Here is a 21331-nt window from a genome sequence, read left to right as displayed (position 1 = left end):
GATCAATGACCGTGGCCGGCCGGACCGGCTTGCGCCTTGTCGTGCGTGCCGAAGCGCTCCACCATCGTCACGCTGGCGCGATTCAGGCCGCAGACCTCGACCGCGATGCCGTTGCGGCGGAACTTGTGGACGATCCGATCGAGCGCGTCGACCGCGGTGATGTCCCAGAAGTGAGCATGCGACAGGTCCAGCGTCACGTGCGCGACGGGCTCCTTGAAGTCGAATTCGGCAACCAGCGCCTCGGACGAGGCGAAGAACACCTGGCCGCGCACCAGATACCGGCGGCGCTGGCCGCCGTTCTCCAGCACCGATTCCACCTTCAGCACGCTGCGAACCGTGGAGGCGAAGAACAGCGCGCTGAGCAGCACGCCCACCAGCACGCCGATCGCAAGGTTGTGCGTGAACACCACCACGGCCACCGTCGCGAGCATGACCACGGACGAACTGCGCGGATGGGTCCGCAGATTCAGCAGCGAGCGCCAGCTGAACGTGCTGATCGACACCATGATCATCACGGCGACCAGCGCCGCCATCGGAATCTGCTTGACCCAGGGTCCGAGGAACACGACCAGCACCAGCAGCAAGGCGCCGGCCACGAAGCTCGACAGCCGGCCGCGGCCGCCCGACTTCACGTTGATGATCGACTGGCCGATCATCGCGCAGCCCGGCATGCCGCCGAGAAAGCCCGCGACGATGTTGGCAAGGCCCTGCCCCCGGCATTCGCGGTTCTTGTCGCTGGACGTATCGGTGAAGTCGTCCACGATGGCGGCGGTCATCAACGATTCGAGCAGCCCCACCACCGCGATCGCGACGGCATAGGGAAAGATGATGCGCAGCGTATCGAGCGTCAGCGGCACCGCGGGCAACGCAAAATCTGGCAACTGGTCGGGGAAGGCGCCCATATCGCCGACCGTGCGTACCGGCAGGTCCAGCGTGACCGCAATGGCGGTCAGCACGACGATGCAGACCAGCGGCGAAGGAACCGCGCGCGTCAGGCGCGGGAACAGGTAGATGATGGCCAGTCCGCCCGCGGTCAGCGCATAGACCGCCATCGGCGCGCCGATCAGTTCGGGCAGCTGCGCCAGGAAGATCAGGATGGCCAGCGCATTGACGAAGCCCGTGACCACCGACCGCGAGACGAAGCGCATCAGCGCGCCGAGCTTCAGCACACCGGCGCCGATCTGCAGCAGGCCTGCCAGCACCGCGGCGGCGAACACATACTGCACGCCATGATCCTTCACCAGCGAGGTGATCAGCAGCGCCACCGCGCCGGTGGCGGCGGAGATCATGCCGGGACGGCCACCCGCGATGGCCGTGACCACCGCGATGGCGAAGGCGGCATAGAGGCCGACCTTGGGCTCGACGCCCGCGATGATGGAAAAGGCGAGCGCCTCGGGAATGAGGGCCAGCGCGACGACGATGCCGGACAGGCAGTCGCCGCGGATATTGGATAGCCATTCCTGGCGGTATTTGTTCGAGATCATCAATGACTCCAGTGGCGCGTACGGCGAACGGCGATGGCGCACGCGATGCGCATGGAGGCGAGCCCTGGTCGGCCATCCCGGCGCGCGACGCGTGCCGGCGATTGGGGATATCGCAGAGGCGACCCTACATGGCGGCCGCGGGCGCGGCAACGCGAAGGGAGACGCCGGCCACGCGCGTGCGCGTGTGCCTGTGACCAGTTCCGGCCTCCAGCCCGTGAAAAGCGAAAACGATGGTGGAGGCGCGGGGACTTACATTGGCGTGGGGAGCGTACGGGGAAACGGAGATCGTGTCGGTGACGGTGCCGGCCCGCCTGGTTGCGGGCGCCCGCCCCGACGGGCAGGCGCGAGTGTATCACTGTCGATGCGCGCGGTTTATGCGGGCTATCTGATCCGCTGGAAGCGGTATTTGGAGAAGTATCTGGCGGTGCCGGTCGGGATCAGGCCGAACAGCATGCTCATGTGGACCTGCGTTGTCTCCTCGGAAATAAGATTGCCTTGCTCGTCCAGATACAGCATGACCATCGCATCGGAAGTGTTCGGTCCGAACTCGGAGCGTCCCCCCTTGCTGGCGCCGCCCCAGACGATCTTGCCATCGGCGCCGGTACAGACGAATCCGCCCTTGTTCTCGAACGAGACGACGTAGGAGGAAGACTTCCCGTTTGCGTAGTCGACACTGAAGTGGAAGGAACGGCTTCCCTCCTTTCGCAGTTCGCCGACCTTGGGATAGGACCTGCCCTTGGTTGGCCCGTCCGACTCGGACGGCTTGTAGAACGCAATCTGCTCGGCGTTGCTGGCGAACGGAAAGGCATAGTCAATGGGCATCGTCTTGCTCCATCGCTGCGTATTCGGGTCTCCTTCGAGAAGGTCTCCCCGTCCCGCATACCTGCCGCTCAGGTCCGGGCATGCCGCGTTCATGTACTGGTCCGGGTCGATGTTGCTGCCCCCGGCACCAGGGTAGTTCGCCGGGGAATGAAGGCATCCACCGCACGCGGCACCGACCAGTATCCAGTAACCCCAGGCTGTCGTTCTCAATTGTTCCTCCTCGATCGCTCGTTCTGATGATGAAACGCAGACCAATCCATTCCGTATTGTTCGAGCAGCGTCACGCCTGCGAATGGTGCTGCGAGCGGGATGTCGATAACGGTCTGGATTTCGAACATCGCCCGCTCAAACGTGGTCATGCCTCCCCTCAGATTTCCCAGTGGGTCATAGCCCGCGAAACTCCCCAGGTAATCGTGCGGGCCGGCGAACGACTCCATCAGCTTGTCCGCGAACGATCCGGGGGAATATGGCTCGCCCCCGAACGTGCCGTCACCTCCCTGGAATCCGCCGGTAAAGCCGCCGTCCTTTGCCAGCGCCTCGGCGAGCGTCCATGTCTTTTTAGTCTTCGGGTTCAGCGCCACACCCCGGAACGCCAGCACACCATCGGTTAGCGGCTCGACCGTCCCATACTTGCGCAGGTCATCCACGCTGACCCGCGTACCGGCGAGCTTGAACCGGTCCCCGTTGACGCCGACACTCTTGCCGGTGGCGTTCGACACCAGTTCGGGCGGCCCCGCCTTGCCGGCATCGACGATGCCCTTGAACCGCCGCGACGATTCGATCTGGTCCTGCCGCATCGCGTCGGCGGCCCATGCCACCACCGCGGTCCCGAAGCCCGCGATGGCACCGGCGCCGCAATCGTCCCCTTGTATCGCGGCGGTCGCGCAACCGGTGCCGGCAGAGGCGAGCAGGCGCTCGACGCCATAGGAGGGACCGTAATACCCGGTCACGCCGCCCGTCACCGCCCCCGCGACGCCCGCCGTCGCCAGTTGCTTCAGGTCGAGCTTGCCTGTCATGCCCAGTTGCATGGCGGCGCTCGACGCCATCCCGCCCAGCGCGCCGGCAATGGCGAGATTCCCGATGCCGCCCGCGGCAAAGGCCGAACTTGCCATCACGCCTCCGGCGGCCGACGCTTCGACCACGGAACCGGTCGCGATCAACGTCGTCATTCCCGACTCGGCGGCTGCCGCCTGTGCCGAGGCGAGCGCCGCAGATGCCGCACCCGAGGTGACCACGGCCACCGCGACGGCCGCCACCATCATCGCGATCTGGCCGATCGGCCCCACCCCGGTTCTTTCCTTGATGAAGCGCGTATGGATGTCGTCGGCGACCGTGCCCTCGGTGTAGTCGAGCCCGAGGTTCGCCTTCAGTTGGTCCAGCAGCCGCAGCGTTGCGGCTTCGTCGACAGACCCGTCGGCCCCGCGGATCAGGAAGGCGTCATTGACCGCGTGGAGGGCCCCGGCGTCGATCTGCATCCGCATCGCGCTCATGACGCCGCCGGGCTGCACCGCCGTGCCCGTGACCTCGTTCCACCCGCCCTTCGTCCGGTATGCGGAGGTGCCGATGCTGACGACATTCGGCGCCGCCTCGATGCTGCCTGCCCGCACGGACAGGCTGTCCGTGGCGAGCACCCTGCCACTGTTGCGCAGCTGTCCCTGGATATCGAGCGTGACGTTTCCGCCCGCGATATTGCCGCCGGTAGCCTTGGTCAGGGCCCGTGCGTGTCCCGCCGGCAGGTAGACCTGCGGCACCAGCGCATGGACCAGCGGACAGGCGTTGCCGGCCACCGCATCGCAGTCCGGATCCGGAACGGCCTGCTCGACGTACCAGAGCATCGGCGCATCGAGCGCGGCAACCTGTTCGGCCGTTAGCGCCTGCCCGAGCGCAATGTGGTGCGCCTTCGCGTATTCGGCGGCGTTGCGGTAGAGAACCAGCTTTTCCTGGTCGGCGATGGACAGGCGGGTCTGGCTGTCCCATGCCAGCCCATCGAGAAAGGTCGATTGCCCGGAGTGTTGCAGCGCGGCCTGCTGCAGTCTCAGTCCTTCCGTGTACGGGTCGTAGTAGAAGGCCACGCCGCCGCCCCGCAGTTCGGCCGGCAACTGCGCGAGCAGGCTGTCTGGCGTGATGCCGGCGAGGACCGCCTGGGCGGCGCTCAGGCCAACGTACTGCGCGCGGCCTTCGGGCGGCGAGACACGGTCACCGGGCAGCGCCGCATGGAAGTGCCATTCCACGGTGGCGGGACCTCCCACCGTCGGGGAAACCGGCGTCGCCACGACGGCGGGCGCGAAGTGCCAGGGCCGCGTGGGATCGCGCACGGGCTTGGCGGCCGCCACGGCGCCCTCCGGCGCCGCTACCGGTCCCAGTGGGATCACCTGCCGCACGGCAGTGGCCGGCGGCGTCGGTTGGGCCGGACTCGTGAAGCCGTTGATCAGCGCGGCGCCGGTGACGTCGACCGCGCCGCCGAGCAGATTGCCGGTATTGAGGATCCGGCCGCCCGCACTGACCGACAGCGAGCCGCCTGCCTGGATGGCCGACTCGAGGCTGCCAATGGCGGATCGGCCGCCGGTGTCGTGCCAGCGGTCTCCGCCGGCACGCCTCTCTTGCCAGCGCCCGATCCAGTCGGCATTCAGCGCGATGCTGGCGTTGTCCACGCCGTCCACCATGTCGACCGTGACGTCGCGGCCGCCGGCGATCAGCGCGCCGCGGTTGGACAGCGTAGTCCCGGCCAGCTTTACGTCACGAGCGGCGGCGATGATGCCGGCGGGTCCGGCCGCCGTGTCTTCCTCCGCGGCGCATTGGCTATTGCCATGGGTCCCGGCCGGATTGCAGCCGCCCGCATAGGGCGGGTTCATGCCGCCATAGCTCTTGTGAACCCTCGCCGGGTCCATGGCCTTGTTGACCAAGGCCGGCGCGTCGAGGGCCACGTCGCCCAGCAACGATTGCACGGCGCCCGACGCGTTGATCACGCTGCCGCCGGCGCCGAGGCTGACATTGCCCTGCGCCGCCAGGGTCGCGTTCAGGTTCTGGATATTGGCCGCCTGAATGTCCAGCGACCGGCCCGCGGCCACCGTGGCCGGCGTCTGCTGCCACGCCAGCCTCTCCACATGCGGACTGGAATCGTCCGGGCAATCCGGCGCACCCGCCATGCAGCCTGGCGTGGCGGTCAGCCTGCTCTCGTAGACACCGCGGTTGGTGAACGTGCCCGGCGTCATGATCGAGATGCCGCCCGCCGCGGCGAAATCGCCGTCGTTGGCGAGATCGCCGCGTCCGCGGAGACGCAGATCGCCACCCGCCAAAATCTGCCCCGCCTTGCCCAACTGATAACTGACGGAGGACAGGGTCGGCGCCGAGGCCGGCGCCCCGTCGCCCGCCACCCCGAGCGCGATGGGCGACCACGGCGGCGGACCCGTGCAGGCGTCGCAGTCGCCCCGCGGCGAAGGCACGCCATAGACCAGCGGGCCGGTGACCGTGCTGGCATAGCGCTGATTCACGTAGGAAGCCAGCGTCGCCAACAGGGCCGCGAATTCGTCCCGGTTCACAGAGTCGGTCACGCTACCGGCCAGCGTCGCGGACCGGCCATTGTCGAGACGGCCCACGTCCAGCGTGACGTCGCGGCCCGCCGACAGGACGCCGCCCACGTTGGACAGCGTTGCCGCCACGATGTCGAGACTGCCGTCGGTGACGATCTGCCCGGCGACACCGTCCGACTGCCTCGTCACCGTCCGGTCCACCGTCGGCACGCCGCCGACGCCGTGCGCCGAGGGGACGGCCAGCGGACTTGCCGTGGCCGGAATCAGGTGCCAGAAGTAGCCGTCGGCCGCGGATTGTTCGACGCCGACATAGACGCGCTCGGTCCCCATCACCATCCTGATGCTACCGTCCGGACCACGCATCAGGTCGGCCAGTGTGATCGACTGCGGCGGCCCTTCCACCGGGCCCGTGCACCCGTCGCAGCTGCCGCCATCGAGCCATGGCCGGTAACTGCCGATGACGGTGCTCGCCACGAGACCTTCGTTGACCGCCTTCGTTGTCGTGCTGCCGGCCTCGACCGGTGCCGTTCTGTCGTTGACGATCGCCGCCGCCGCGATATGCATGTCGCCGTTGGCGCCGATGACACTGCCGATGTTGTCGACGGTTCCCGAGGCGTCGATCGACAGATCGCGGCCGGCCTGCGTGATGCCGCCGCGGTTGTCGTAGCCGCCGCCCGTGATCGCCATGTCGCCCAGCGCCTCCGCCGTGCCCCGGTTGATCACGGTGCCGCCGAGCCGGAGATCGCGGTTGGCGTGCGCGATGCCGGTGTTGACCATAGCGGAGCCGGACAGCGACAGGCTGCCCGTGCCGATGATCTGGCCGCTGTTGTCGAGCTGCCCACCCGCATGCAGCGCCAGATCGCCAGCCTTCAGCATCGTGCCGGTGTTGGCGATGCCTTCGTCGGCATGCAGCACGGCATTGCCGCCCGCGACCTGCCAGGTGCCGCTGTTGCGGATGGCGCGCACGGCCAGCGTCAGCGTGCCGTTGGCGTCCAGCTTGCCGGTGTCGGTGGCCAATGGATCGAAGGCCAGGTTGTGCGCGTGGACCGTCAGGTCATTGCCGGCAACGACCTGCCCGCCGGCATTGTCGAAGCCTCCCTCGGCGCCGGTGATGACCAGCGAAAGATCGCCCACCGTGGGGTCCTTGCCGGTCAGGTCGCCGGCGAACAGCGTCCCGTCCCGGTTGCCGGCCAGCGCGCCGACCGTGACGTCGAGCGTCCTTGCGCCGGCCAGCAGACCCTGCGCGTTGTCCAAGGCGCCCGTCACGGCAATGCCAACGTCCTGGCCGCCGAGCGTGCCGCGATTGACCAGATCGCCCGTCGCGACATCGACCCGCTCGCCGGCCAGCATGCCTGTGTTCTCGAGGCGCGCGCCGCCGACGGTCATCCGCCCCGCCGCCACGGTGGTGCCCTCGTTGGCGACCGCCTTGCCGAGCAACGCGATATCGTCTGCCTGCGTGTCGCCGCCGAGCGCGACGCCACCGCGGGCGGTGGCAAACAGGCTGCCGTTGACGACGTTGGCCCTGCCCGGCGCCGAGCCGATGCGAACGTCGCCGCCATCGAGCATCGCGTCGCCGCCGATCCAGGTCAGATCGCCCACGGCCAGCTTGCCGCCGGCGCTCGCCGACACATTGCGGCCGGTGGTGAGGCTGCCGGCGAGCAGCACGTCGCGCCCCGCCTTCACTGTCGCATCCGCCATGCTGCCCAGCGCGCCACCGATAGCCGCCGTACCGCCAGTCGCGATGATCGTGGTGCCGCCGCCGCTGGCGATACTTCCGTTCATGGCAACATCCCGCGCCGCCATGACCGCCACAGCGCCGTCGGCGACGAGCGTGCCCGCGATCGAAGCCGAGCCGGCGCGCGCTTCGATCGCGATCGTCCCCAGGCTCCGCGCCGCGCCGCCGACGTTCACCTGCCGCCCCGCCCTCAACGTCAGGTCGCCATTGGTGGCGATGTCCGCGCTGCCGACGATGCTGCCCCCGCTTGCCGCGACGCTGACGGGCCCGTTGGCGACGACCTTGCCGCCCAGCATGGCGTCCCGGCCCGCCGTCACGGTGACCGCGTGCGGAGAAACCACATGGCCGGTAGTGACGACGTCGCCGCGCACCCCGGTCAACGCAACCTCGTCGCCACTGCTGCCCGCGGTGCCGTGAACCGCAAGGTTGCGCGGCGTCGCCAGGCGGAGACCGGTTGCCGACACGACGCTGCCATCGATCGTGGTATCGCGCGCGGCGTTGAGCGCGATGGCACCCGGTGCGCCGACGTCGCCACCGAGGCGGATATCGCCTGCGCCATCGCGGCCCGCCGCCGAGATGCGGATCGCCGCGCCGCCAAGCGCTCCGGCCACATCGACGCTGCCGCCCGCCGCAAGAGCCACCGCTTCCCTGGCTTTCACCTTGCCGCCCCCGGCGATAGCGCCTTCGGCGGACACCGCTACGCCGCTGCCGGACTCCAGCGCGCCATCGATCCGTGCGTCCTTGCCGGCGCGGATCGCGTAGCCGCCTTCGCCCAGGCCAGCGCCCACCGTGGCCACGTCGCCCGCGGCGTCGATACGCACCGTGTCCTTCGCATAGGTGCTTCCCACCTTCACGTTGCCGGCGGCGTCGATGGCCAGCCTGCCCGCCGATGCCGCAAGGCCGCCGTCGGCACGCACGCCGAAACCCACCGCCGTGCTCACGAGCCGGATCTGTCCCGCCGTCATGGCACCGAACGCCGTCGCGTCGATGGCAAGAGCCGCAGGTGCCGGCGTGCTCGCGGCTCCGACGGCCATCGGCGGCGACACGGAGAATCCGTCCGGGGCCGGCGTGACGCGTTGCCGTCCCGCAATGACGTCGATCCGCTCCCCCGCGTACAAGGCGGCATCGATGCCGATATGTTCGGCGATCAGATGCATGTTGGCGACCGTGCCCTCGATGCCCGCGGCCCCCGGATTGCCAGGGTACGCGTTGCCGATCTGCAGGCGCCCGCCCTCGACGAGAAAGCCCGCGGCTGCGGCCGCGTCGAAGCCCGTTGCCGTGCCCGAGGCGGTCAGCCATTGCGGCGTACCGGTCGTCAGCGTGACGTCCTTCGTATTGGTGAAGCCGGCACCCTGCGTGTACACGCCGCCCGGCGCGGCGATCACCACGCCCGCCGCGCCGCCATAGACCTCCACCGTCCCGTTGAGCCGCGCCGGCGCCTGACCGCTGACCTGATTGACGATAAGACCCGCGGGCCCCGAGCGCGACAGGTGCGGGTTCGCCCGCACCTGCCCGCCCAGGAAACTGCCTCCGCCGATATTGCTGTTGTTCAGGATCAGGCCAACGGGATCGACCACGAAGCTGCGGTACTGGTTGAGCGAGATGCCCTGCGCGTTCGGCGTGGCGATATTGACCACGGGGACGCCGCCGGCGGGCGCCGCCGCACCCGTGGTCGCCGTCATCGTGGGCGCGAAGCGCACCGGCGCGGCCGGGTCGGCGATAGGTGCCGCGTGGGCCGCGGGTGGACCCGCCCATATCGTCGCGGCGACGAAGCCCGCCAGCATCCGGGCCGGCACGCTGCGCCGCCCGCGATCCGCCAGCGACATGCATGGCGGCGGCGCGCCAGCCGTGTCGATATCAAGGCAAGACCTGCCCTGCGGTACACGGGTCATAGTGTGGTCCTGGCGATGGTGGTGCGGGTGTCGTTCGCGGTCGTCGCGCGCCGGCGTTCGGTTACTGGGTGATCCTGGCCTTGCCCAGCAACTCCACCACCAGCGCGGCGGTCGCGCGCTCCAGGGCCTGCGCGCGCAGGACCTGCTCGATGGCGGGCCGGGCCTGGTCGTAGGTCGGCACCTGCGTCGTCCGTACCTCATCGACGCGGACCAGATAGCTGCGGTTGTTCCACGCAATCGGAGCGGTGGTCGCCGCACCGGCCGGCAGGCTGGCGATGGCCTCGGCGAGCGGAAGCGGCAGGTTCTGGGTGCGGCCTTCCCGCGGCGGCACCGGGAAGCTGACCCAGTCCATCGCGCCTCCGCTAGCCTTGGTCGGCGCCAGGCTCACGTCGCGCGCCACCTTGCCGAAGTCTTCCCCGCCCTCGATCCGTGCAAGCGCGGCGGCCGCGGTGGCGTTGTCCGCGACCTCGATCAGGCGCGCCTTGTATTCCTTCTCGCCAAGCGAGCCGACGATGGCGTCATAGCGCTCGCGCACCTGCGCCTCTGTGACGGGTTCCGGCTCGATGCGGTCCTTGAGCCAGGCCTGGGTCAGTATCTGCGTCCGGGCCTCGCGCAGGGCCTGCTGCACGTCGCCGCGTGTCTCCAGTGTCTTGTCGCGGGCCGCCTCCTGGCGGAACAGTTCCTGGGCGATCAACTGCTGCCTGACCGCGGCGCGCGCCTGCGGCGAGTCCGGCAGCCGCGCCTGCGCCATGGCCTGCGACACCTGCTCCTCCGAAATCGCGACGCCGTTGACGGTGGCGCCGTGCGCGCCGTGCACGCTAAGCATCAGGGCGGAAGCGATCAGCGTGCGAATGCGGATTGGCATGATGGGTCCTTGTCGGGTCGATGCTTCAATAGGTCCAGTGAATGGTGGCGAGCAGCAGCGCCCTGGCCGCGGGCAGATAGCCGGGCTGCGCCAGCGGCGTACCCAGCAGCAACTCGCCGGACAGCATCTGCTGCGCCCACTGCGCGGCGATGCGCACGCCGGCGCCCGCGCCGGCCACGGCCTGCCAGCGGCGCGTCGCCACATAGCCGGTCAGGCCGCCGTCGAGAAACAGATACGGCTCCAGCCGCAGGGCCGCGGCGGCCGGCACGTTGGCCCACACCATCTCGTTGCGCAGATAGGCGCCACGGTCGCCGGCGATCGCGCCTTCGCGAAAGCCGCGCACCGTGCTGGCCCCGCCGGCAAACAGCTGTTCCGATCCGAACAGCGCGACGTTGGCCCACTGACCGGCGCCTTGCGCGCGCCAGGCCCAGCGAATCGGGCCGAACGCGGGCAATGGCAGTTGCATGGCGGCGTTGGCATCGAACTTGGTGAATTGCGCATGCGCTTCGTCCCGTCGGATGTCGGACGGATCCCGTGTCGCCGCCACCGCCGTCAGGCCGCGCGAGATGCCGGCTTCCGCCGTCGCGTAGCCCGGCTGCCCGCCCATCGCGAAGCGGCGCAGCCAGCTCCATGCGCCGCGCAGCACGGCCAGCCGCTGGGGTTCGAGCGCCATGTTGTTGATGTCACGCTCGCTCCTGCGGTACGACAGCGTCAGGTCCAGCGCCTGCCGCCCGCGCTGGCCGCGCGAGACCACCCGGTTCCAGCCGAGGGTATGGCCGCTGCTGCGCCCGTACAGCAAGGCGGTATCGCCGATGGTGTCCTGGTACTCCGACACGGAGGCGGTATAGCTGAAGGTATGGAAGCCGAGCGGCACCGCGGCGGAGATCACGGCGGCATGGCTGTCCACCGTACCGATGTAGGTTCCCGATATGGCTTCCTGCAACCCCAGCGCGTTGTCGGCGTCGATGCCCAGCCGCGTGCGGGAGATGCCCGTGGCGCGGCTGCCGTGGTTGTCCGCTCCGAGATGCAAACGGAAGCGGTCGCCATACGGATTGGACAGCGCCACCACGGAGCCACCCGGGCTCTGCCCGGGCAATATCCGCAGTTCGGCCCGGTTGCGGCGCAGCCGGTTGATCTGATCGACCCCTTGCTCCAGCGCCTGCAGTTGCAGCGTGTCCCCGGGCGCGGGCAGCTGCCACGCGGTGCCGGCATCGGTCAGCCAGCCACCGCCCACGGTATCGAACCATCCGCCCTGGTCCGGGCGGATGCTGCGGTCGTTCAGGCGGATGGCTTCCACCTTGCCCGGCACGACGGTGACGATCAGGCGGCCGCCGGCGAGGCTCTGCGCCGCAACGTAGGCGCGGGTCGTGATATAGCCCGCGGCGACGAACGCTTCGGTGAAGCGGCGCAGCAGCAGGTCGATGTCGCGGCTGCCCAGCCGCTTGTGCAGGAACGGCGCCGTCATGGCGGCAATGGTGTCTTCCGGCAGCACGGTATTGCCCCGCACTTCGATGGTGTCGATGGCGAAGGTCACCGCTGGCTCGCCGGAAGCGTCCGCTTGGACGTCCGGCGGATGCGCCTGCCGCCGATCGATCCGCGGGCCCCTCTGCGACGCCTCCCGCTCGATATCACGCTGCCGCTGCTCGCGCAGCAGGCGCTGCGCCGGGTCTTCCGGCGGCACGGGCGGCAATTGAGCAAGGGCCTGCGGCACCGCCAGCATGGCGAGCCAGGGAAGGCGCCGCCCGCACGCGGCGATACGCAGGTTCATCGCCACAGCCATGACGTCATGCCCAGATGGTTTTCCACGGTGACGGGCGTACGCAGCCGCGGCCGGACGACCGCCGTGTCGCCTGCGATCTCGACGTCGCCATCGACGCTGCCGCCTTCGATGACGGCGTCGCCGTCGATACGCCCGCGGCCCACCGCGATCCAGTTGCCGCCGACATCGGCCGCGTACAGGCGCGCCCAGGTGTCGCCGAAGAAGGCCTTGAAGCCGCGATCGCGCGCGAGCGGCGTGTAGTTCGCCAGTCCAACGGCATAGGTGAGCGGCGCGACGACGAGCAGGTTGCCCAGCGCCAGTACGCGCCCGCCGACATTGGCGGCGCTGTCGCCGGCACGGATATCGATGTTTCCGCCCGCGGACAGCAAGCCGCCCGCGACGGCCGTGGTGGACGATGCCGACATGCGGCACACGATCATGCAGCGGCGGGCATAGTGCGCGCTGCCCACGGCGATGCCTTCGGTGCGGAACGACCGCTCCGCGCGGACGGTAATGTCACCGCCATTGGCGTAGATCTCGCCGCCCCGGTTGACGACATCGCGGCCGCGCAGCGTGGTGCCCTTCCCGGACAGCAAATAGGCGGTCTGCCCGGGCCGCTCCAGCGCGCCGTAGTCCACGTCGAAGCCCGCGGTGCGTTTCGACAGCCACAGCCAGCGACGCCCGGCGTCGCGGAAGGAGACCGGCTGCCCGCCATGCGGCGCCGGCGCGGCGGTGACCTCGTTGCGAACGTCCCCGGCGGCCATCACGTTCAGGAAGCCGTTCGACAGCATGCGCGCATGGCGGTTGACCACGTCGCCTCCCGCCTCGACGACGATGTCGTCCGCCAGGCCGAACACGATGCCCAGATGCCGCGGCGTGGATTCGTTGACGACGGTCCCGCCGGCCCGCAACGTGACGGCACCGCGGGAGGCGGCTTCGCCGGCGAGCCGGGACCGGCCCTGGACCAGTGCGCCGCGGTTCGTCAGTGCATCCCGCGACTGCACCAGCACGCCTGCCCCGTCCGCGATCATCGTCGCCTGCCGTTGCACCGACTCCAGCGTCACCGTGCCGGCGCGCAGCGCGATACCGGCGGCGGCCAGCACATCGCTGTCCCGTTGCACGTAGTCGTCCGCCGCGGTCAGCGTCACCGCCCCGCCGGACGACCGCACGGTGGCACGTTGCATGGCGATGCGGTTGGCGGTCAGCGCGGTGCCCGCGACGCCATCGATCGCGGTGGCATCCAGCGTCGCCGATGCCCCGCGCACGTGAACTGCACCATTGGCGCGAACAGTTCCCGCTCCCAGATGCACATCGCCCGTAGTGGAAAGCACGAAGTCGCCCGCCGTCGCCAGCGCGTTGCCCGCATGCCGCACGCCCGCGCCGCGGTCCGTGATCAGCAGTTCGATGCGCCCCGCGGTCAGGCCGCCCGCCGCGGTGATATCCAGCGCAACCGGCTTGCCGGCAGCCACCGAGGGCGCCACGTACCGGATCCAGGGCGACAGGTTATCGGTGGGCGAGATGCTGGTATCGATCTGGGCGCGGCTATTGCCCACCACCGCGCGAATGCGCGCATTGGGGTCGCTGTAGCGGTTCTCGACGTGGCCGTCGACCCGGATCCACCTGGCGGCCAGCTCGAGGTTGAGCAGCGAGCCGGCCAGTCCCTCTGCGCCGATCTCGATCGCGCCGTCGCTCGTATCGAGCACGAGGTTGCGCTGCACGCCGCCATTGCCGGTGGCGAAATCGCGGAACGTCACCTGGCCGGTGGTCAGCGCCAGATTGCCGGCATTGCGGAGCACCATGCCGTTGACGCTGATGCCATTGGGATTGGCGATGACCACGTTCGCGCGCGGCCCCAGCACGCCCAATGGTCCCGCCAGCAGAGAACGGTCGGTGCCGGTGACCTGGTTGAGTATCGTGCGCGCGCCCACGCCGCGGTTGTCCAGATCGACACCGGCTCGCAGTACATGGAACTGCCGATACGTGTTGACGGAGACGCCGCCGACGGTGCCGGCGATGCCGACCGTGACCCGCCCGTCGGCGCCCGTCGCCACCACCGTGGCCGATCCACCGTCCGGCACCACCGACGCCATGGCGCAACCCGCGACCGACACGAGGGCCGCCGCGGCGATGCGGCCCATGCGCGCCGGCGTTCGCTGCAAGCTGCCACCGTCCGTGGCAGGCCATGTTCCCGCTGACCGCATGCCCGCTCCCCCATCGCAAGGTGGCAACAGGTGCTGCGAACACGAAGGAACCGGGGCTCACGCCTGCCCCCGCCACCATGGCTCGCCGCACTCCCGGCTGCGCCCGTCGTGTCACGCAGCCACAGTGCAAACTTAGCGAGGAGGTTCGCCCCCACGAATGGGAAGGCTCTGAAATGCCCGGCAAGAGCCAGGACGATGGGTCGCGCCGTCGCGAGCCGGGCTACTGCGCTGGCTCCCTGTGGCGGAAGCCGGTGTTCCGGACATGCCCCTGTCGCCCTCTCAGGCGGGCAACGACGGACTACGCGGCATCCGGACCGTGAAGACGGTCTGGCCCTCAGTCGATGTCACGGCGATGGAGCCCCGGTGCGCGTGTGCGATACACCGGCAGATGTACAGTCCCAGACCCATGCCGGGCGCCGTCCGTCTCTCGGCCGGCAAGGGCGTGACACGGGTCAGCGGATCGAACAGCGTGGGAAGCGCATCGGCCGGAATCCGGGGGCCCTCATTGGAGACGGAGACCGCGACGTCGCCGCCGTCCTCCCGGACCGCCAGCGTGATACGGCCGCTGCCGTGCTGCACGGCATTCGACAGCAGGTTCACGAGCAGCTGGCTGATCCGGCCGCCATCCCATACGCCAGCCAGGTCGCCCGCCAGTTGCAGATGCATACGCGCGTCGGGAAACAATGCGCGCACTTCCTCCACCGCGCCCTCGCAGATGCGTCCCAGATCCTGCTTCGTGGGTTCCACCGGCAGCACGTCGCCCAATCGCGTGCGGGTAAAGATGAACAGGTCATCGATCAGCAGCTTCATGCGCATGGCGCTGCGCTGCAGGTTCGCGCCCGCCCGCACGCTGGTGGCGCCAAGATTCTCGTCCTGCAGCAACACCGCCGTCGAATTCAGGATCGCCCCGACCGGCGAGCGCAGGTCGTGCGCCAGGACGGCGGCGAACAGATCGCGGATGCGCTCGGTGCGTTGGGCATACTGCCGGACCGATTCGGCCAGCATCTGGTCGATCGCTTCATTGAAGCGGATCATTTCCTGGATCGCGGCGTCGTCCAGCTGACGAGCCGCCTGCCACCTCCGTAGCACGCTCGCCCGCAGAGCGCGATACTCGGCCACCAGCCCATTGATTTCGAAGCCATGCGCCAGACGGTCGTCCGCGTGCCGGTGCGCCGTCGCGTTGAAGTCCGATTGCGGGTGCGGCCGGTTTCCCACTGACTTGGCATGTTGCTGCGTCGCCGTCTGTGCTTTCCGCATATCGCCGGCAATGCCAGTCAGCAGTTCCCGGGCCGAATTGCGCAGCTGCGCTTCCGACAGATCTGGCTCGCTCCGGCAGATCGTTCTGGCGTAATCGCTCCACTCATCGATCAATCCATCCAGGTTCGCTTCGATAAAGTCGGACAGGGTCATTTGCTTCCTCCTTCGCGAATTCCGCCAGTTCGACCGGTGTGCGCCATGTCGAGCCGGCACAGGCCGGGCTCGATGAACGCGCAGACGTGCCGGGCTGCGCCATGTCGGCATTCAGGCAGTCTAAAGCTCATTTCTATAACAGGATACGAAAGCGGCGGGGAAGCGGGAGTGCGGAACGCATCCGGGGGGCGGAATCGGAGGGGGATCCGCCTGCGCAGGCAGAAACGAGAATGCCCGCTTGCGCGGGCATTCGAATCTGGCGGAGAGAGGGGGATTCGCCTACACCGGCGCAGGCCGCGGATTCGCTTGCAAGCGAATCCCTTCGAATCCCCCACGCAAGCCAAACTATTGGCTTGCTTCTCTCCGAAACGAGAATGCCCGCTTGCGCGGGCATTCGAATCTGGCGGAGAGAGGGGGATTCGAACCCCCGATGGGCTATTAACCCATACACGCTTTCCAGGCGTGCGACTTAAACCACTCATCCATCTCTCCGGGAAGTCGGCGATTATAGCAGAGTTGGTTTTGCACTCAAGCGTTTCGGCGCGATCCGGCCGTGCCCCGCCCTAACCTTTGCGCAGATACGTCACCAGCCGGTCGATCACCGGCGCGTTGCGTGGTGTCAGCAGGCTGACGACGATGGCCACGGCAAACCCGGCCGGGACGCCGAAGGCGCCCGAGGCGATGGGATCCACGCCGAACCAGCGGTTGCCGAAGATGCCGGTGATGCGGGTGAAGAACGGGTAGTTGACGAAGATGTAGTACACCGCGACGCCCAACCCGGCGACCATGCCGGCGAAGGCGCCGGCCGCGGTGGTGCGCTTCCAGAAGATGGCCAGCACCAGCACCGGGAAGAAGCTGGAGGCGGCGAGCGAGAACGCCGCTCCCACCAGGAACAGGATGTTGCCGGGCCGCAGCGAGGTCACGTACGACGCGAACAGGGCCACGCCGAGCAGCACGATCTTGGCCGTGGTGACGCGCCGCTGGTGGCTCGCGGTGCGGTCGACCATGTGATAGAAGACGTCGTGCGACAGCGCGTTGGCGATGGTCAGCAGCAGGCCGTCCGCCGTCGACAGCGCGGCGGCCAGCGCGCCGGCGGCAACCAGCCCCGAGATCACGTAGGGCAGACCGGCGATTTCCGGCGCGGCCAGCACGATCATGTCGGGCTGGATCAGGATCTCGGCCCATTGCACGATGCCGTCGCCATTGACGTCCCGTATGCCGAACACCGGTGGATCGACCTTGCGCCATTGGTTGACCCATTGCGGCAGGTCCGCGAACGGCATGCCGACCACGTGCTCGAAGAATTCGTACTTCACGAGCGCCGCCAGCGTGGGGGCCGACACGTACAGCAGCGCGATGAAGAACAGCGCCCAGGCCACGGACTTGCGCGTCTCCTTGACCGAGGGCGTGGTGTAGAGCCGGGTCAGGATGTGCGGCAGGCTGGCGGTGCCCAGCATCAGGCAGAACACCAGCAGCACGAAGTTCAGCCGCTGCGTCTTGCGCTCTTCCGCGGACGCCGCCGGGAACGGCTCGGTGGACGACACCGCCGGACGGCTGCGCGCCAGCGCCTCCTCGCGCATCTGGTTCCACTGCAACTGCGCGGCGGCCACGTCGGCGGGATACTCGGCGCGCTCGCGCTCCAGCGCCTTGATCTCGCGCAGCGGCGCGTTGCGCGCCCGCAGCTCCTGCAGGCGCTCGGCGATCTCGGCCCGCTCCTGCTCGAACGACGCCGGTAGCCGCGCGATGCGGTCCTGCAGGTCGATGGCCTGCTGGCGGTACGAGGCGCGCACGGCCTGCTCCGCAGGATCGTTACGCAGTTCGTGCTCGCGCGCCTCGATGCGCGCGAGCATCGAGCCGTAGCCAACCTGCGGAAGGGGATCGCCGTGATGCTTCCACGCGATCATCGACACCGTGACCAGGAAGGCCACGATCATCATGATGTACTGCGCCACCTGGGTCCACGTGACGGCGCGCATGCCGCCGAGGAAGGAGCAGACCAGGATGCCCGCGAGCCCGAAGAACACGCCCACGGCGAACTCCACGCCGATAAAGCGCGTGACCACCAGCCCCACGCCCTGGATCTGCGCGACCAGATAGACGAACGAGCACAGCGAGGCGGCCAGCACCGCGATAGCCCGCACCGGCAGGTTGCCGCCCGGCTTGCCGTTGCCATAGCGGGCGGCGAGGAAATCGGGGATCGTGTAGCCGCCGTACTTGCGCAGATACGGCGCGAGCAGGAAGGCGACCAGGCAATAGCCGCCGGTCCAGCCCATGACGTAGGCCAGGCCCTCGTGTCCGGAGGCGAACAGGATGCCGGCCAGGCCGATGAACGAGGCGGCGCTCATCCAGTCGGCCGCGATCGCCATGCCGTTGTACAGCGCCGGCACGCGCCGCCCCGCCACGTAGTACTCGTTCAGGTCCGAGGTACGGCAGATCAGCCCGATGCAGGCATAGATCGCGATGGTGACGAAGAGGAAGACGTAGCCGAGCCAGAGCGCGTCCGAGTTGGAGCGCTCCAGCAGCCCCATCATGCCGATGAAGCCGAACAGGCTCAGGGTGAAGACGCTGTAGTACAGCGCCAGCCGGCGGCGAAAGCGCGACTGGGTCTCGGGCATGGATGGGCAGGCGGGCGCCGGCGCGACAGGCCGGCGCCCGCCGGGAGGCGGGCCGCCGGCCGACCGGCCTTACTGGGCCTGCTTGAGCTGTTCCAGGATGGCGGGGTTTTCGAGCGTGGAGGTGTCCTGCGTGATCTCCTCGTTCTTGGCGAGCGATCGCAGCAGGCGGCGCATGATCTTGCCCGAGCGGGTCTTGGGCAGGTTGTCTCCGAAGCGGATGTCCTTTGGCTTGGCGATCGGGCCGATCTCCTTGCCCACCCACGTGCGCAGCTCGTTGGCGATCTGCACGGCCTCGTCGCCGGTCGGGCGCGCGCGCTTGAGCACCACGAAGGCGCAGATGGCCTCGCCGGTGGTGTCGTCGGGCCGGCCCACGACCGCGGCTTCGGCCACGATGGGGTTGGCCACCAGCGCCGATTCGATTTCCATCGTGCCCATGCGGTGGCCGGAGACGTTCAGCACGTCGTCGATGCGGCCCATGATGGTGAAGTAGCCGGTGTCCTTGTCCCGGATGGAGCCGTCGCCCGCCAGATACAGCGTGCCGCCCAGTTCCGCGGGGAAGTAGCTCTTCTTGAAGCGCTCGGGATCGCCCCAGATGGTGCGGATCATGGCGGGCCACGGCCGCTTGATCACCAGGATGCCGCCGCTGCCGTTGGGCACGTCCTGCCCGGTCTCGTCCACGATGGCCGCCATGATGCCCGGCAGCGGCAACGTGCACGAGCCCGGCACCAGCGGCGTGGCGCCCGGCAGCGGCGTGATCACGTGGCCGCCGGTCTCGGTCTGCCAGAAGGTGTCGACGATCGGGCAGCGCTCGTTGCCGATATTGCGGTAGTACCACATCCACGCTTCGGGATTGATGGGCTCGCCCACGGTGCCCAGCAGGCGCAGGCTCGACAGGTCGTACTGCTTCGGGTGGACCTTCTCGTCCGCCTCGGCCGCCTTGATCAGCGAGCGGATCGCCGTCGGCGCGGTGTAGAAGATGCTGACCTTGTGGCGGGCGATCATGTCCCAGAAGCGGCCCGCGTTCGGATAGGTCGGAATGCCCTCGAACATCACCTGCGTCGCGCCAGCGGCCAGCGGCCCATAGGCGATATAGGTGTGGCCGGTGACCCAGCCGATGTCGGCGGTACACCAGAACAGGTCGTCGGGCTTGATGTCGAAGGTCCATTTCATCGTCATCAGCGCCCACAGCAGATAGCCGGCGGTGCTGTGCTGCACGCCCTTGGGCTTGCCGGTGGAGCCGGAGGTGTAGAGCACGAACAGCGGATGCTCCGCGTCGACCGGTTCGGGCTCGCAGGTCTCGGGCTGGCCCGCGCACAGCTCCTGCATCCAGCGGTCGCGCCCCTCGGTCCAGTTGACCTGGCCGCCGGTGCGGCGATACACCACCACGTGCTTGACGGCCTCGCAGCCGCCCAGCGCCAGCGCCTCGTCGGCGATGGCCTTCAGCGGCAGCGCCTTGCCGCCGCGCATCTGCTCGTCGGCGGTAATGAGCGCCACCGCGCCCACGTCAACCAGCCGCTCCTGCAGCGACTTGGCCGAGAAGCCGCCGAACACCACCGAATGCGTTGCGCCGATGCGCGCGCACGCCTGCATCGCCACCACGCCCTCGATCGACATCGGCATATAGATGACGACGCGGTCGCCCTTCTCGATGCCGAGCGACTTCAGCCCGTTGGCGAACTGGCACACGCGGGCGTGCAGCTCGCGGTAGGTCACGCGCGTGATCGCGCCATCGTCGGCCTCGAACACGATGGCCGCCTTGTCGGCGTTGCCATTGTCGAGATTGCGCTCCAGGCAGTTGTACGACGCGTTGAGCTGGCCGTCCTCGAACCACTTGTAGAAAGGCGGCTGGCTTTCGTTCAGGACCTTGGTGAAAGGCTTGGCCCACAGCAGCTGCTCGCGGGCATGCCGCGCCCAGAAACCCTCGTAGTCGCGCGCGGCCTCGTCGCACAGCGCGCGGTACGCATCCATGCTGGGAATGGCGGCGGTCCTGGCGAACGACTCGGGCGGGTTGAATACACGATGCTCCTGCATCACCGATTCGATGGCGGACATGGCCTGGTCTCCTGATGTGGCTTGTTTGCTTTGCTGCAAAAGTACCCCGGCGTCCTTACGCATACCTGACGCAGGGCGCCGCGGCGCGAGGGCCGCGCGCATCGGCGGCCGGCTGGGGCCGCGCGGATCGTACCGGGCCAGGGCGGCCCGCATGTGCAGCGTACTCCATTAGGCTAGCACAGCCGCCGCACGATGCCAGCCCTCCAGTGCGCGCCCGCCGACAGAAGCGAAAAGCCGGCAATGTACAATCCGGCGGTTTCCGTTCGTCCACTTTTTCCCGACTCCATGGCATCGACCCTTCCGCCGTCACCGCCGCCGCTGCGTCCGATTCCCCGCCTGATCTTCGCCTCGCGCTGGCTCCAGCTGCCGCTGTACCTGGGCCTGATCGTGGCCCAGGGCGTCTACGTGTACCACTTCCTGATCGAGGTCTTCCACCTGCTCTCGCACGTCACCGAGTACGACGAGAACAAGATCATGCTGGTGGTGCTGGGCCTGATCGACGTGGTCATGATCTCCAACCTGCTGATCATGGTGATCGTGGGCGGCTACGAGACCTTCGTGTCGCGGCTCGGCATCAAGGAGCATCCGGACGAGCCGGAATGGCTGGACCACGTCAACGCCGGCGTGCTCAAGGTCAAGCTGTCGATGGCGCTGATCGGCATCTCCTCGATCCACCTGCTCAAGACCTTCATCGACGCGCCGCAGCGCGACACGCACACGATCATGTGGCAAGTGATCATCCACCTGGCCTTCCTGCTGTCGGCCGTGGCCATGGCCTACGTGGACCGGATGATCACGCATGGCGCCCCGGCGGCCCGCCGCGACGGCCACGCGGTCCAGCACTGAACCGCGGGCGCTGCCACCCCGCCCCCGAAACCGCGGCCCGTGCCGCGGTTTTTTCATGGGCGCAAGCCGGCGCGGCGGGGGCGCGACAGTCCGCGCCGGGGGCGTCACTTGGGCCGCTGT

The 21331-nt window shown here is 68.7% G+C and carries 10 protein-coding genes and 1 tRNA gene; 1 reads left to right on the top strand and 10 read right to left on the bottom strand.

Going from position 1 to position 21331, the window contains the following annotated elements; all coding sequences use genetic code 11:
• Nucleotides 1–2 precede the first annotated feature (2 nt).
• From LDO27_RS21605 to acs, 10 genes are all read right to left on the bottom strand, one after another.
• Nucleotides 3–1484 carry a SulP family inorganic anion transporter gene (locus LDO27_RS21605; protein ID WP_224043928.1) on the bottom strand — a complete coding sequence of 494 codons (1482 nt, stop codon included), beginning with the start codon at nucleotides 1482–1484 and terminating at the stop codon, nucleotides 3–5.
• A 381-nt stretch (nucleotides 1485–1865) separates the two neighbouring features.
• The gene (locus LDO27_RS21600; protein WP_224043927.1) at nucleotides 1866–2306 is read right to left on the bottom strand and encodes a hypothetical protein; all 441 of its coding nucleotides are present in this window, start codon (nucleotides 2304–2306) and stop codon (nucleotides 1866–1868) included.
• A gap of 206 nt (nucleotides 2307–2512) precedes the next feature.
• Complete coding sequence (locus LDO27_RS21595; protein ID WP_224043926.1) at nucleotides 2513–9463, bottom strand: two-partner secretion domain-containing protein; 6951 nt, start codon at nucleotides 9461–9463, stop codon at nucleotides 2513–2515.
• A 61-nt stretch (nucleotides 9464–9524) separates the two neighbouring features.
• Complete coding sequence (locus tag LDO27_RS21590) at nucleotides 9525–10328, bottom strand: peptidylprolyl isomerase (protein WP_224043925.1); 804 nt, start codon at nucleotides 10326–10328, stop codon at nucleotides 9525–9527.
• Between the two features lie 25 nt (nucleotides 10329–10353).
• A complete protein-coding gene (locus LDO27_RS21585) occupies nucleotides 10354–12096 on the bottom strand; it encodes a ShlB/FhaC/HecB family hemolysin secretion/activation protein (protein ID WP_224043924.1) in 1743 nt (580 codons plus the stop codon).
• Nucleotides 12093–14246, bottom strand: a complete 2154-nt coding sequence (locus LDO27_RS21580; protein ID WP_224043923.1) for a two-partner secretion domain-containing protein — start codon at nucleotides 14244–14246, stop codon at nucleotides 12093–12095. The genes LDO27_RS21585 and LDO27_RS21580 overlap by 4 nt, the downstream gene beginning before the upstream one ends.
• A 321-nt stretch (nucleotides 14247–14567) precedes the next feature.
• Nucleotides 14568–15698 (bottom strand): sensor histidine kinase, encoded by a 1131-nt coding sequence (locus LDO27_RS21575; RefSeq protein ID WP_224043922.1) that lies wholly within the window; start codon nucleotides 15696–15698, stop codon nucleotides 14568–14570.
• 401 nt (nucleotides 15699–16099) lie between these two features.
• Nucleotides 16100–16190 (bottom strand) — tRNA-Ser (locus LDO27_RS21570).
• A 71-nt stretch (nucleotides 16191–16261) separates the two neighbouring features.
• Nucleotides 16262–18313 (bottom strand): sodium:solute symporter family protein, encoded by a 2052-nt coding sequence (locus LDO27_RS21565; RefSeq protein WP_224043921.1) that lies wholly within the window; start codon nucleotides 18311–18313, stop codon nucleotides 16262–16264.
• A 69-nt stretch (nucleotides 18314–18382) separates the two neighbouring features.
• Entirely contained in the window at nucleotides 18383–20365 is a 1983-nt protein-coding gene (acs, locus tag LDO27_RS21560; RefSeq protein ID WP_224043920.1) for an acetate--CoA ligase, read from the bottom strand.
• A gap of 285 nt (nucleotides 20366–20650) precedes the next feature.
• On the opposite strand from acs, the gene LDO27_RS21555 reads away from it, so the two are divergent.
• Nucleotides 20651–21211, top strand: coding sequence for a TIGR00645 family protein (locus LDO27_RS21555; protein ID WP_224043919.1), 561 nt, complete (start codon nucleotides 20651–20653; stop codon nucleotides 21209–21211).
• Nucleotides 21212–21331 lie beyond the last annotated feature (120 nt).

Origin of the sequence: Cupriavidus respiraculi (assembly GCF_914271545.1) — a bacterium.
Lineage (GTDB): Bacteria > Pseudomonadota > Gammaproteobacteria > Burkholderiales > Burkholderiaceae > Cupriavidus > Cupriavidus respiraculi.
This window is presented reverse-complemented; position numbering and strand designations above follow the sequence as displayed.